The organism is Methylococcus sp. S1M (genome assembly GCF_051295855.1).
Lineage (GTDB): Bacteria > Pseudomonadota > Gammaproteobacteria > Methylococcales > Methylococcaceae > Methylococcus > Methylococcus capsulatus.
Window position 1 is genome coordinate 131,700 of sequence record NZ_JBPDXO010000001.1, and the last position, 14,210, is coordinate 145,909.

Consider the following 14,210-nt stretch of genomic DNA (forward strand, 5'->3'; position numbering starts at 1 on the left):
GGTCAGGCGCCATGATCGTGAAACAGGTCGTAAATCCGCTGAGCCAGCTGCCGGTTGATTCCCTCGACGCTGCTCAAGGCTTCCACGTCGGCGCGACTGATCTGCCGTAAGCCGCCGAACTGCCGCAGCAACCGCTGGCGCCGTTTGGGGCCCAATCCCGCGATGGCCTGCAGCGGGGACCGGGTCGCGGTCTTTGCCCGCCGCTGCCGGTGCCCGGTGATGGCGAACCGGTGCGCCTCGTCGCGAATGTGCTGGATGAGCAGGGAGCCGGGGTTGTCGGGTTTGACCACGATGGGATCGCTGCATCCCGTTTGGAACAGGGTCTCCATGCCGGGCTTTCTGTCGGGCCCTTTGGCGATGCCGATTATACGGATATTTTCCACGCCGAGTTCCGCGAGCGTCCGGGCCGCTGCGTGGATCTGGCCCTTGCCGCCGTCGATGAACAGGATGTCTGGCGCCTCGACTTCACCGGCACGGATCCGCTGATAGCGGCGCGACAGCGCCTGAGCCATGGCCGCATAGTCATCACCGCCGGTGATGCCTTCGATGTTGAAACGGCGGTAAGCCGACTTCAGCGGGCCGGTGCGATCGAACACGACACAGGACGCGACGGTCTGGTCTCCCTGCGTATGGCTGATGTCGAAGCATTCCATGCGTTTGGGCGGCTCGGCGAGCCCCAGCATGTCGGTCAGGTGACGCAGGCGATCGGCAATGGTCTGCTGGCTGGCCAGGCGGGTCGTCAGCGCGCATTCGGCGTTGGCACGAGCCAGTTCCAGACGCTTGGCGCGCTCACCGCGCAGCCGCCAGGAAATCTTGACGGCGCGCCCGGCCTGTTGGCCGAGTACGGACTCGAACAGCTCAAGTTCGCGGATCTCGTGGCTCAGCAGCAGTTCGCGCGGGATCTCCTTGTCCAGGTAGAACTGAGGGATGAAGGCTCCGAGCACCGCGGCAGCGTCGTGTTCGTCCTGCATTCTGGGGAAAAAGCTGCGGTCGCCGATCTGCTGTCCGTTGCGGACGAATACGACGTGGACGCAGGCGATATTGCCCTTGATGGCGCAGGCGATCATGTCGAGATCGCCCTGTTCCCCGGCGACGAGCTGCTTCGCCAGAACGGTGCGGAGGTTGGAAATCTGATCACGGTAACGCGCCGCTTTCTCGAACTCGAGGCGCTGGGCGGCTTGTTCCATACGCTGGGCGAGCCGGTCGATCAATGCTTCGCCCCGGCCTTCGAGGAACAGCAGGGTGTTGGTAACGTCCTCGCCGTAGGTCTCCGCTCCGACCAGTCCCACGCAGGGGCCGGTGCAGCGTTCGATCTGATACTGCAGGCAGGGGCGGGTACGGTTGACGAAGTACGAGTCCTCGCACTGCCGGACCGGAAATATTTTCTGCAGGGTTTTCAGGCTGTCGCGTACTGCGGCAGCACTCGGGAACGGTCCGAAGAAGCGCCCTGGCCGTGCCCGGCTGCCCCGATGGAAGGCCAGCCGTGGAAATTCCTGATGGGTGGAGACGTAGATGTAGGGATAGCTCTTGTCATCGCGCAGGTTGATGTTGTAGCGCGGCTTGTGGCGTTTGATGAGCTGGTTTTCCAGCAGCAGCGCCTCGCCCTCGGTGCGGGTCACGGTGACTTCGATCGCCTGCACCCGGGCTACCATCGCGTTCTGCTTGGGCGAGCTGCCCCGCTGGGCGAAGTGGCTGGCCACGCGCTTCTTCAGGTTCTTGGCCTTCCCGACGTAGATCACCTCGCCGTTCCGGTCCAACATTTTGTAGACGCCGGGCGCGCCGGTGAGGGTCGCGAGGAAAGTCTTGATGTCGAAAGCCGCCGGCGCGGTGCTCATGGTGGGGGTAAGCCTGGGAGAATGCCGACATCCATTATACCTCTCCATCCGCCCACCGGGCCGCTCCCCGCATTTCTCCAGGGGTCGGGTTTTGCGGTATCATGCGCGGATTACGTTTTCGTCCGGAATCCACCGAATCATGCTTGGCAAGCTTGTCAAAAAAGTCGTCGGCAGCCGCAACGACCGCATCATCAAACGCAAGAGGCGTCTGGTCAAGAAGATCAACCAGCTCGAACCCACGATTGCGGCGCTGAGCGACGAGGCGCTCGGACGGAAGACCCTGGAGTTCCGGGAGCGGCTGAGCAACGGTGAGACGATCGACGATCTGCTGGTGGAGGCATTCGCGGTGGTGCGGGAGGCATCGCGGCGGGTGCTGAACATGCGCCATTTCGACGTTCAGCTGATCGGCGCCATGGTGCTGAACGACGGTAAGATCGCCGAGATGAAAACCGGCGAAGGCAAGACCTTGGTCGCGACTCTCGCCGCCTATCTCAACGCGCTGCCAGGCAAGGGCTGTCACGTGGTGACGGTCAACGATTATCTGGCGCGGCGCGACGCCGAGTGGATGGGCAAACTTTACGGTTTTCTGGGGTTGAGCACCGGCGTCATCGTCAGCAACCTGGACCAGGAGCAGCGCCGGCGGGCCTATGCTTGCGATATTACCTACGGCACCAACAACGAATTCGGCTTCGACTACCTGCGTGACAACATGGCGTTCACCCTGGATCAACGGGTGCAGCGCGATCCGTTTTTCGCGATCGTGGACGAAGTGGACTCCATCCTCATCGACGAGGCGCGAACCCCTCTGATCATCTCGGGTCCGACCGAGGATCGCAGCGACCTCTATCACAAAGTCAATGCCCTGATTCCTCATCTGACCCGCCAGGAAAAGGAGGGCGGGCCCGGCGACTATTGGGTGGACGAGAAAGCGCGCCAGGTCTATCTGACGGAGAGCGGCCACGAGACCATCGAGCGGCTGATGGTGGAACAGGGATTGATCGGCAGCGATGAAAGCCTCTACGACGCCGTCAACATCCGCCTCATGCACTACATCAATGCCGCTCTGAAAGCGCACGCGCTGTTCCAGCGCGACGTGGACTACATCGTGCGTGACGGACAGGTCATCATCGTCGACGAATTCACGGGCCGCGCCATGCCCGGCCGGCGCTGGTCGGAGGGGCTGCACCAGGCGGTGGAGGCGAAGGAAAACGTTCCGGTGCACAACGAGAACCAGACGCTGGCCTCAATCACCTTCCAGAATTACTTCCGCCTGTACGAAAAGCTGGCGGGCATGACCGGTACGGCGGATACCGAGGCGGCCGAGTTCCACCAGATCTATGGCCTCGAAGTGGTCATGATTCCGCCTAACCGGCCGATGATCCGGAACGACATGGGGGATCTGGTCTATCTGACCGCCCGTGAGAAATTCGCCGCGATCGTCGAGGACATCAAGTATTGCGTCGAACACGGCAAGCCGGTGCTGGTCGGCACCACGTCGATCGAGAACTCGGAACTGCTGTCCGGCATCCTGCGCCAGGCCGGTGTGCCGCATCAGGTGCTCAATGCCAAGCATCATGAGCAGGAAGCCCACATCATCGCCCAGGCCGGTCGGCCGGGAGCGGTCACCATCGCCACCAACATGGCCGGTCGTGGTACGGACATCGTGCTGGGCGGTAGTCTGGAAGAGGATCTGGCGCATGCCGATCCCGCCATGGCCGAACAGGTTAAGGCCGAGTGGCAGCAGCGCCATGATGCCGCCGTTGCTGCCGGCGGTCTCCACGTCATCGGCTCCGAGCGCCATGAATCGCGTCGCATCGACAACCAGTTGCGCGGCCGTTCCGGACGTCAGGGGGATCCCGGTTCCAGCCGCTTCTATCTTTCACTGGAAGATCCCCTCATGCGCATATTCGCTTCCGACCGGGTGGCGGTGCTCATGCAGCGCCTCGGCATGAAGGAGGGGGAGTCGATCGAACATCCGTGGGTGACCCGCGCCATCGAGAATGCCCAGCGCAAAGTGGAAGCGCGCAATTTTGACATCCGCAAGCAGTTGCTGGAATACGACAACGTTGCCAACGACCAGCGCAAGGTGATCTACCACATGCGCACCGAGCTGATGCGGGCCGACGATATCTCCAGGACCATCGAGGATATCCGTCACGACGTGCTCGGTCGGATGTTCGCCGAGCACGTGCCTCCGCACAGCCTCGAGGAACAGTGGGATGTCCAGGGCCTGCAGGAGGTGATCGAGCGTGAGATCGGCTTGAGTCTGCCCATACAGCGCTGGCTGGATGACGAGCCTGACCTCCACGAGGAGACTTTGCTGGAGCGTATCATTCAGGAAGCCGACGCTGCTTACGCAGCCAAGGTCGAGGCGATCGGGACGCAGGTCATGCGCCATTTCGAGAAGTCGGTGATGCTGCAGGTGCTCGACAACGCCTGGAAGGAGCATCTGGCCTCGATGGACCATCTGCGCCAGGGAATCCACCTGCGCGGCTACGCCCAGAAGGATCCCAAGCAGGAATACAAGCGGGAAGCCTTCGAGATGTTCACCGGCATGCTCGACGGCATCAAGCAGGAAGTGGTCGGCATCGTCTCCCGCGTTCAGGTCCATTCCGAGGAAGAAGTCCAGGAGATGGAGGAGCAGGGCCGTCAGCCCCAGGAAATGCAGTTCCAGCATGCCGAGGTCAGCGCGCTGACCCTCGAGGAACCTGCCGCCGCACCGCCGGAAGAATCCGAAGGCTATGCGATTCCCGAAGGTCCGCGGCCTTTCGTGCGTTCCGGCGAAAAGATCGGCCGCAACGATCCTTGCCCATGCGGTTCCGGGAAAAAATACAAGCAGTGCCATGGCCGCCTCGCCTGAGGACAGAAATCTGTCAGACATCCGCCTCTGTCCGGTAGCCGGGATTCGTTTGGGTACGGCGGCGGCGGCCATCAAGCACGTCGGCCGCGACGACGTGCTGCTCATCGAAATGGCGGAAGGTTCGGCCTGTGCGGCCGTATTCACCCAGAATGCCTTCTGCGCAGCGCCGGTCACCGTGGCGCGCGAGCATTTACGGCAGGCACCGCGCTGGCTGCTGGTCAATTCGGGCAACGCCAATGCAGGCACCGGGACGCGAGGTCTGGCGGATGCCCGTGCGAGCTGCGAGGCGGTCGCCGCGCTGGTCGGCGGCCGGGCCGACCGGGTCATGCCTTTTTCCACCGGCGTGATCGGCGAGTATCTGCCGCTCGACAAGATCCGGGCCGCCTTGCCGAAAGCCTTCGAGGCATTGTCGGAAGATGGTTGGGAGGCGGCCGCCCGCGCCATCATGACCACCGATACCCGACCGAAGAAGGCGGTCCGCCGAATCGAGATCGCAGGGCGTCCCGTAGTGGTGTCCGGTATTGCCAAGGGCGCCGGCATGATCCATCCGAACATGGCGACCATGTTGGCCTTCGTCGCCACTGACGCGCGGATCGGGGCCGGGCTGTTGCAGAGCGTTCTCGAGCGGGCGGTGAACCGCTCCTTCAATTGCATTACCGTCGATGGTGACACCTCGACCAATGACGCCTGCGTGCTGATGGCGAGCCAGCGCTCGGAAGCTCCGCTGATCGAACCGGGCAGTGCACATGTCGAGGCATTCCAGTCAGCCGTGGACGCGGTGCTCGCGGAACTGGCCGAAGCGATCGTCCGCGACGGGGAGGGAGCCACCAAGTTCATCCGCATCCTGGTCGAAGAAGCGGCTTCGGAAGACGAGGCCAGACTGGTCGGCAAGACCATCGCGCATTCGCCTCTGGTAAAGACCGCGTTCTTCGCCAGCGATCCCAACTGGGGTCGTATCCTGGCGGCGGTCGGACGGGCGGGATGCAAGGACCTGGACATCTCGCGGGTGGCGATTTGGCTGGACGAGGTCCGGATCGTCGCCGCGGGCGCGCGCGACCGCGAGTATACCGAGGCGCGGGGTATCACGGTGATGCGGCGGCCGGAGATTACCGTGCGTGTCTCCCTGGGCAGAGGGCAGGCGTCCGCACGCGTAATGACCTGCGATTTGTCTCTCGATTACGTCCGTATCAACGCCGAGTACCGGACCTGAAGCTCCGTTGACAGATCTCGGAAACAAGGAGATTCGCGTGGCCGTTGGCGTCGTCGAAGATGCCGGCGGGCGCATACTGATCGCACGACGGCCGGCCGAAGTGGATCAAGGCGGTCTGTGGGAATTCCCCGGCGGCAAGATCGAGCCCGGCGAGACGCCGTTCGATGCTCTGCGCCGGGAACTGATGGAGGAGACAGGCATCGCCGTGGATGGCGCAGAACCAATGTTGGTGGTGCGCCACGATTATCCCTTGCGGCGGGTCGTCCTGGACGTCTGGCGGGTTCGGCGGTTTTCCGGCATTGCGCGAGGTCGCCTGGGGCAGCCCGTCCGCTGGGTCCGTCCCGATGAACTGGTCGATTTCCGGTTTCCGGCGGCGAACCGATCCATTGTGACGGCGGCCCGGCTGCCGTTCCACTACCCGATCGTCGAGGATGCAGCGGGCGACCTCGGGGCCATGCGCCGCCAGTTCCGGCACCTGGTGGCCGAAGGCCACTCCCTGATCCAGTTGCGGGCCAAGGCGCTGTCGCGGACGGACTTCCGCGCGTTTGCGCGGGAATGCTTGTACCACTGTGCCGACAATCATACTCGATTGATTCTGAACGCCGAGCCGGAGCTGGCAGTCGAGCTCGGTGCCGCCGGCGTTCATCTCACCAGCGCGCGCTTGAACAGCCTGGATTCAAGGCCGCTGGACGACCGGTTCTGGGTCGCTGCTTCGTGTCACGATGTGAGCGAACTGGAAAAGGCGGAGTCTCTGCAACTGGATTTCGCCGTTTTCGGTCCCGTGTTGCCTACCCGGTCCCATCCGGAGTCGGCTCCACTGGGCTGGGAGCATGTCTCCCAATGTCTCCAGTCCGTCAATATCCCAGTCTATGCATTGGGTGGGATGGCGGCAGAACATCTCGCCAGCGCCAGATCGGCCGGTGCCTGGGGGATAGCAGGCATTCGGGGATTTCTGTGATCGCAATGCTCCATAGAAGTGCCGTCGGCACTATGATAGTGCGCCATTCGAAACGAATGGCACTTAACTCGGGCGTAAAATCAAGAAGATATTTGCCCGGTACCCTTGGTACAATTCCTGTGTAACTGTTGAGTTACCCAATCCTAGCTGGAGGAGACGACTTTACCATGACACCGAAAGACGTATTGCAGATCATCAAGGAAAAGGAAGTCCGCTACGTGGACCTGCGTTTCGCCGACACCCGCGGCAAAGAACAGCACGTGACGGTCCCCGCCTCGACCATCGACGAGGCCGCCTTCGAAGAGGGCAAGATGTTCGACGGTTCCTCGATCGCCGGATGGAAAGGCATCAACGAATCTGACATGATTCTGATGCCGGATGCATCCACGGCGGTCATGGATCCGTTCTTCGACGATCCGACGCTGATCCTCCGTTGTGACATCGTCGAGCCGGCCACCATGCAGGGTTATGAGCGCGATCCTCGCTCCATCGCCAAGCGGGCCGAAGCTTACATGAAGTCCACCGGCATTGCCGATACCGCGTTGTTCGGGCCGGAAAACGAGTTCTTCATCTTCGACGACGTCCGCTGGGGCGCCAACATGTCCGGCTCGTTCTACAAGGTCGATTCCGAGGAGGCGGGCTGGAACTCGGAAAAGGTCTACGAAGACGGCAACATCGGCCATCGTCCGGGTGTGAAGGGCGGCTACTTCCCGGTGCCGCCGGTCGACTCCTTCCAGGATCTGCGCTCGGCCATGTGCAATACCCTGGAGGACATGGGCATGGTCGTGGAAGTCCATCACCACGAAGTAGCCACCGCAGGCCAGTGTGAAATCGGCGTCCGCTGCAATACCCTGGTGAAAAAGGCCGACGAGGTACTGTTGCTCAAATACGCCGTTCAGAACGTGGCGCATGCCTATGGCAAGACCGCCACCTTCATGCCGAAACCCCTGGTAGGAGACAACGGCAATGGCATGCATGTTCACCAGTCCCTGGCGAAAGACGGCAAGAATCTCTTCAGCGGTGACCTTTACGGCGGGTTGTCCGAAACCGCATTGCACTATATCGGCGGTATCATCAAGCATGCCAAGGCGCTGAACGCGTTCTGCAATGCCTCCACCAACAGCTACAAGCGGCTGGTGCCGGGTTTCGAAGCGCCGGTCATGCTGGCTTATTCCGCCCGTAACCGCTCGGCTTCGATCCGTATCCCCTACGTCATGAACCCGAAGGCCCGTCGCATCGAGGTCCGCTTCCCGGATTCCACGGCGAATCCATACCTCGCTTTCGCGGCGATGCTGATGGCCGGTCTCGACGGCATCCAGAACAAGATCCATCCGGGCGATGCGATGGACAAGGACCTGTACGACCTGCCGCCGGAAGAGGAAAAGGCCATTCCTCAGGTATGCTATTCCTTCGATCAGGCCCTGGAAGCGCTGGACAAGGACCGCGAGTTCCTCACGAGGGGTGGTGTTTTCACCGATGACATGATCGATGCGTACCTCGATCTCAAAGGTCAGGAAGTGACCCGCCTGCGGATGAGCACTCATCCCGTCGAGTTCGATATGTATTACAGCCTGTAATACAGGGTCTGAGGTCGTGGAGGACCCGCTCGGTCTCGGACCAGGCGGGTTTTCTCCCATCGGCCTGATTTTCTGGAGAAAAATGGACCGTCGTAGGCCGACGGCAGCGAAGGAGCCATTCCCGCGCCCGGATCTTGATCCGGGGTGAAGCGGAACCTGGCTCGGTAAAACCGAGTCGGGGAGCGATTAGTCCCGATCGTGCGGGGGAAAGATGGAGGCTGAGGTCGGAATCGAACCGGCATAGACGGATTTGCAATCCGCAGCATAACCACTCTGCCACTCAGCCTTTGAAGGCAAAGCAAAAAGCCGCGACGTGAACGCGGCTTTTCCCAAAAAGCGTTTGGAGCGGGAAACGAGACTCGAACTCGCGACCCCAACCTTGGCAAGGTTGTGCTCTACCAACTGAGCTATTCCCGCAATCGATTTGCAACATTATACTGATCCCGAGTGGGATGTCAACAACCTTTATTTGGGCACTACCTTGATGGGGCGTTCTGCTACCATCTGATTCCTTTCCAAGACAGTCTTCCCACCACCTCTCATGAATGACGACCTCTGTCGTGACATCACCCGGATTTCTCTGGCCCATGGTAACGGCGGCCGTTTGACGCGGGAAATCATCGAAGAAATTTTCGCTTTCCACCTGGGCCGGCAAGAACTGGACACCACGGCTGATGCAGCGAGGCTTCCGCTGGAGGCCGGGAGCGGCGGCGAGTGGATGATCACCACGGACGGCTTCACGGTCGAGCCTTTGGAGTTCCCGGGCGGTGACGTTGGGAGTCTCGCTGTGCACGGTACGGTCAACGACCTCGCCGTGTCCGGCGCAGTGCCCCGCTTTCTCAGTCTCAACGTGTTCATAGAGGAAGGGCTCGATGTCGAGATTCTCCGGCGGATCGTTGCGTCCATGGCGCGTGCCTGCTCGGATTGCGGCGTGAGGGTCTTGGCCGGGGATACCAAAGTGGTCCGGCGGGGGCAGGGTGGCGGGCTCTATCTGGCAACCACCGGCTTAGGGCAAAGGCGGGCGGGCGTCGATCTGGGCTTGCACTGCATTCGCCCGGGCGACCGGGTCATAGTGAGCGGACCGGTGGGCGATCACGGCGCCGCGGTCCTCTTGGCGCGGGAGCAGTTTGGGTTGGCCGGGAGCCTCCGGTCCGATGCCGGCAGCGTTCTGCCGATCACCGGTATCCTACTCGCCCTTTCGGGGCTGCGTTTCATGCGGGATCCCACCCGTGGCGGCGTGGCGACAGTATCGCACGAGATCGCCCGGGCCGCCGGGGCGACCGTTCGCCTGATCGAGCGTGATTTGCCGGTCCGGCCGGAAGTCCGCAGTGTCTGCGAGATTCTGGGCTACGATCCTTATTATTTGGCTTGTGAAGGAAGAGTGGTGGCGGTCGTCGACGCCGCGATCGCGGCTGAGGCGGTGGCGGCGCTCCACCAGAGCGGATTCACAGAGGCGTGCATTGCGGGCACGATCGAAATGGGTGCGCCGCGAGTCGTTCTTCAGACCTCCCTCGGCGGCGAAAGAATCCTCCCCGAACTCGAAGACGATCCGCTCCCCCGAATTTGCTGAACCTGCGAAGGACCGCCGTTCGTGGGGGAGGTGTCGATTGTGTCTTTTTGCGTTTTGTCGATAATGCCTCAACGCCGTCCTGTTCCGGTGCCGACAGGGTGAGGTGCGGCCAGGCCGGTCGCTCCCCTGTTCACGGGTGGCCCGTGGCCGGCATCTGCGGGAAAAGCCTCGAGAAGAACAAATATGAGCGCCGAACGAATCTCAGAATATGGATTGATCCTCAAGAGTATCTTTGGCAGTGCGCGCGACTTCGCCGGCTCGGAAGTGGGCTGGAAGGCCAAGATCCTGTTTGTTTCGCTTCTCTTCTTGATGCTGGCGATCAACGGTCTGAACGTGCTGAACAGCTATGTGGGCCGCGATTTCATGACCGCGATCGAGAATCGCTACATGGGCGGCTTCGTCTGGTATACGGTGCTCTATCTCGGTGTGTTCGCTGCGACCACCGTCGCCGCGGTAATCTACCGGTATTGTGAGGAACGCCTGGGCCTGTTGTGGCGGGAATGGCTGACCCGAAGATTGGTGAATGCTTATCTGGACGGGCGTGTCTATTACTGTCTCGACGAGAGTCAGGAAGTTGCCAATCCCGACCAGCGCATCGCCGAGGATGTGAAAGCGTTCACCGTGACCACGCTTTCCTTCACTTTGATGCTTCTCAACAGTTCGTTCACCGTGCTGGCTTTTTCCGGCGTGATGTGGAGCATCAGTCCCTTGTTGTTCGGGGTCGCGGTTGCGTATGCCGTGGCGGGCTCCTACTTCACGGTTCGGCTGGGGCGGCCCCTCGTCCAACTCAATTATGATCAGCTCGACCGCGAAGCGGATTTTCGCGCGGGTCTCATCCATGTTCGCGAGAATGCCGAATCCATCGCCCTGCTGCATCGGGAACGACGGATTCAGTCCCGCCTGCTGCGGCAGCTCGAAGCACTCACCGCCAATTTCCGCAGACTGATCGCAGTCAATCGCAACCTAGGATTTTTCACGACCTGGTACAACTATTTGATCCCGGTCATACCGGCACTGGTGGTTGCTCCCTTGTTCATCGATGGCAAGGTCGAATTCGGTGTGATCACCCAGTCGGCGATGGCGTTCACCTATCTGCTCGGTGCGTTTTCCCTGATCGTGACTCAGTTCCAGTCCATTTCGGCGTACACTGCGGTGATAGCCCGCCTTCGCGGCCTGATCCAGGCCGTGGAGAAGGTGCGTTCGGGAATCACATCTCCGATAGAAGTCTGCGAGATGTGTGACCGGATCGCTTACGAGAAACTGACCCTGTATTCGCCCCGGGACGGCCGGGTGCTGATCGATCGGCTTTCCATGGAGATTCCCGCGGGCGGCCGCCTGCTGATCCGAGGCGAGAACCAAACCGCGAAAGTGGCTTTGTTCAGGGCGACGGCCGATCTTTGGACTGCGGGTACCGGAAAGATCATCCGTCCTGGCTTGGAGGATACCCTGTTTCTGCCGGAACGGCCGTATCTGCCGCCGGGGACTCTGCGTGAATCTTTGCTGCGCACGGGCGGAGAAGATCAGATTCCCGACGATCGGATCATAGCGACTCTGCGGTCTTTGAACGTCGATTCCATTCTGGTGCGGATTGGCGGTCTGGACACGGAGGCGGATTGGGATGACGTCCTGTCCCTGGGGGAGCAGCAGCTGTTGGCGTTCACGCATCTTCTTTTGCTTGGCCCCCGTTTCGTGTTCCTGGACCGGCCGGGGACTGCGCTCGATGCCGAGCAGCTGGATCGGGTGTTGCAAATGCTGCATGACCATTCGATCGCCTACATTACTCTTGGTAACAGCCACGACAATCTGTCGTTCTACGACGCCGTGCTGGACCTGGAACCGGAGGGCCGTTGGTCCTGGAAAGAGATTCGGGACGGGGTGGTCGTCGAGCCGGCTGGCTGATGCGGGGCAAGGGCAATCCCGGCCCGGGGCGGATGCAATACGCAAGGGAATGCCGTGAGCCTGTTTCCCCCATCCTGGGGGAAGAGGGACAGCTTTACTTTCTTCGTCCTCACTCCCTGACGGGGCCATCCGGTCCCCGTTCTTCACGGCGAAGCCGGGGCTGCATTTCGCGGCGCCGGCTTGGCTTTGTCTTTAAGGCTCCGACATGAGACTCCGATTTACGGTGCGCGCGCGGCTATTGCTCGCCTGCGTTCTTCCCCTGTCTCTGGCCATGGTATCGATGCTGGGGGTTGTCATTTGGAACTATTATCGAGACCTGGTCCGAGAGTCGGAGCTGAGACTTCGGGCCGAGGTGAACGAGGCGGGGCTGAGGATAGATCTCGCCAATGTCACCGCCTTGACTGTCCCGAAGACCATGGCGCTGGCGCAAGAAGCGGGGCTGTTCGGCAATCGGCTGGTATCCCTGGAGTTCGCTCGGAGGATCCTGGAGGCCTTTCCGGAGTTTACCGGTGCTTATTTCGGTTATGAGCCCGACGGCGACGGCCACGACCGTACCGCTTCCCAGACCGGCGAAGTTCCATCCGATGCAGTGAGCCGGGAAGGACGGTTTCTCCCTTACTGGTTTCGCGATCGCGAGGACCCTCTGCGAATCCGCCTATCGCCGTTGGTAAACACCGAGTCGAGTTACTATTACCGCGGAGTCAAGAATCGCCACGAAGGGAAAAAAGAGGAGGAGGGTGTCAGTCTGTCCGGAGGGATCAGCCGGCTTTACCGGAACTCCGGAAACGGGGCGCAAGGCCAGCGGTTCACGATGGTGACCGAACCTTATGACTACGAAGGGAAATACATGGTGGAGCACGCCGTTCCCTTGCTGCGGGACGGGCGGTTTCTGGGCATCGCGGGAGTGGACAAGGCGCTCAATGACATCGACGACACCCTTCGGAAGATGCATCATCATGAATCCGGGGGATTTTTCCTCTTGAGCCAGCGGGGGCGTGTCATCGCCTCGACGGTCGATCCGTCCGCGCGGGCGCGTCCCATCGAAGATACCCGGTGGTTGGCGGTATTGGAGCCGGCGTATCTCGATACGGGCAAGGGAACTTTCCAGCTGGCGCCCGATCCTCGTGACGGCGCCGAAACCTATTTCGTCTCGACGCGATTGGCGACCGGCGATTGGAAGCTGGTTCTGGTTGCCAGCCGCGAGGAAATCCTGGCCGGGCTTAGCGATACGATCAAGGGTGCGGTGGGCGTATCGGCATTCGTTCTGACATCGGTTCTGGGCTTGGCGTTTTTGGCGTTGCGGACGGTGAGCCGCCGTATCGAGGACGCGGCGCGCGTCGCGGCACGGGTGGCGGCCGGCGATCTGGGATCACGGCTGGAAGTCGCCGACTCGGATGAAATCGGTGACCTGCTGCGTGCCATGGAGGCGATGCGGCAGGCCTTGGCCGACCTGATCGGCCGTGTGAAGCGTTCCAGCGAGCAGTTGGTTGCCTTGGGCGATGAAATCACCACGGCTGCCCGGCATGATGAGAGTCTGGCGCATGAGTTCGGCGCTCTGACACAGCAGGTCGCCGCGTCGGTCCGCGAGATTTCGACCACCGGTGACGAAATGGTTCGCAACGTCGCGGATGTCGCCGGTGCGACCGCCGAAACCGCGGAAGTCGCTTCGGCCGGGAGAGCGTGCCTGGCAGAAACGGAGACCGCGATGCGCCGTATGAGCGAGAGAATGTCGTCGGTGGTGGAGCGCTTCGCCGCCATTGGTGAACAGGCGAAAGGCATCAACAGGATCATGAATGCCATGACGGACATCGCCGTACAGACCAATCTGCTCTCGTTGAACGCCTCGATCGAGGCCGAGAAAGCCGGGAAGCAGGGAGCGGGGTTCGCCGTCGTCGCCAGTGAAATCAGGCGGCTGGCCGATCAGAGTGCCGTGGCGGCCCTGGATGTGGAGGCGATGGTGCGTGACATGCAGCGGGCGGTCGCAGGCGGCATCCAGGTTCTTGAGTCTTTCCAGGAGGACATGAGCACGGCCGGTCTGTCGAATGTGCGGCGGCTGGCGGACCATTTCACCGCTGTTCTGGAGCGGATCGAGCCTCTGGTGCCGGGTTTCGGCCAGGTCTACGAGGGAATGCGGGCGCAGTCGGAAGGCGCCCGGCAGATCAATGACGCGATGGTTGCGCTGAAGGATGAAGCCCAGGTGGCTGCGGCATCGTCAAAGCACTTGAGCTCGATGGTGGTCAAACTCCACACTGCAGTACAGGAATTGCAGGCTGAAATCAGCAAGTTCAGGCTGTAAACCGC

8 protein-coding genes and 2 tRNA genes are annotated in these 14,210 nt (G+C 61.5%); 7 read left to right on the plus strand and 3 right to left on the minus strand.

From position 1 onward, the window contains the following. Nucleotides 1-2 precede the first annotated feature (2 nt). A complete protein-coding gene (gene uvrC, locus ACSHWJ_RS00570) occupies nt 3-1,883 on the minus strand; it encodes an excinuclease ABC subunit UvrC (protein ID WP_432539150.1) in 1,881 nt (626 codons plus the stop codon). A 91-nt stretch (nt 1,884-1,974) separates the two neighbouring features. Between uvrC and secA the strand changes: the two genes are divergently transcribed. The 4 genes from secA (at nt 1,975) to glnA (ending at nt 8,440) form a co-directional block, all read left to right on the plus strand. Beyond that, nucleotides 1,975-4,695 (plus strand): preprotein translocase subunit SecA, encoded by a 2,721-nt coding sequence (gene secA, locus ACSHWJ_RS00575; RefSeq protein ID WP_432539151.1) that lies wholly within the window; start codon nt 1,975-1,977, stop codon nt 4,693-4,695. Further along, on the plus strand, nt 4,679-5,905 hold the full coding sequence (gene argJ, locus ACSHWJ_RS00580) for a bifunctional glutamate N-acetyltransferase/amino-acid acetyltransferase ArgJ (RefSeq protein ID WP_432539152.1): 1,227 nt from the start codon (nt 4,679-4,681) through the stop codon (nt 5,903-5,905). Before secA ends, argJ begins: the two co-directional genes overlap by 17 nt. A gap of 37 nt (nt 5,906-5,942) precedes the next feature. Beyond that, on the plus strand, nt 5,943-6,863 hold the full coding sequence (locus ACSHWJ_RS00585) for a Nudix family hydrolase (RefSeq protein WP_432539153.1): 921 nt from the start codon (nt 5,943-5,945) through the stop codon (nt 6,861-6,863). 167 nt (nt 6,864-7,030) lie between these two features. Continuing rightward, nucleotides 7,031-8,440, plus strand: a complete 1,410-nt coding sequence (gene glnA / locus ACSHWJ_RS00590) for a glutamate--ammonia ligase (RefSeq protein WP_010960935.1) — start codon at nt 7,031-7,033, stop codon at nt 8,438-8,440. Nucleotides 8,441-8,652: 212 nt separating this feature from the next. Here the strand turns inward: glnA and ACSHWJ_RS00595 are convergent. Beyond that, nucleotides 8,653-8,726, minus strand: a tRNA-Cys gene (locus tag ACSHWJ_RS00595). 55 nt (nt 8,727-8,781) lie between these two features. Next, nucleotides 8,782-8,857 (minus strand) — tRNA-Gly (locus ACSHWJ_RS00600). 124 nt (nt 8,858-8,981) lie between these two features. Between ACSHWJ_RS00600 and hypE the strand changes: the two genes are divergently transcribed. The 3 genes from hypE (at nt 8,982) to ACSHWJ_RS00615 (ending at nt 14,205) form a co-directional block, all read left to right on the plus strand. Beyond that, complete coding sequence (gene hypE / locus ACSHWJ_RS00605; RefSeq protein ID WP_432539154.1) at nt 8,982-10,010, plus strand: hydrogenase expression/formation protein HypE; 1,029 nt, start codon at nt 8,982-8,984, stop codon at nt 10,008-10,010. A gap of 183 nt (nt 10,011-10,193) precedes the next feature. Further along, nucleotides 10,194-11,909: an ABC transporter ATP-binding protein/permease gene (locus tag ACSHWJ_RS00610; protein WP_218797807.1), complete on the plus strand. Its 1,716-nt coding sequence runs from the start codon at nt 10,194-10,196 to the stop codon at nt 11,907-11,909. A 205-nt stretch (nt 11,910-12,114) separates the two neighbouring features. Then, a complete protein-coding gene (locus ACSHWJ_RS00615) occupies nt 12,115-14,205 on the plus strand; it encodes a methyl-accepting chemotaxis protein (RefSeq protein WP_432539155.1) in 2,091 nt (696 codons plus the stop codon). Nucleotides 14,206-14,210: the final 5 nt, after the last annotated feature.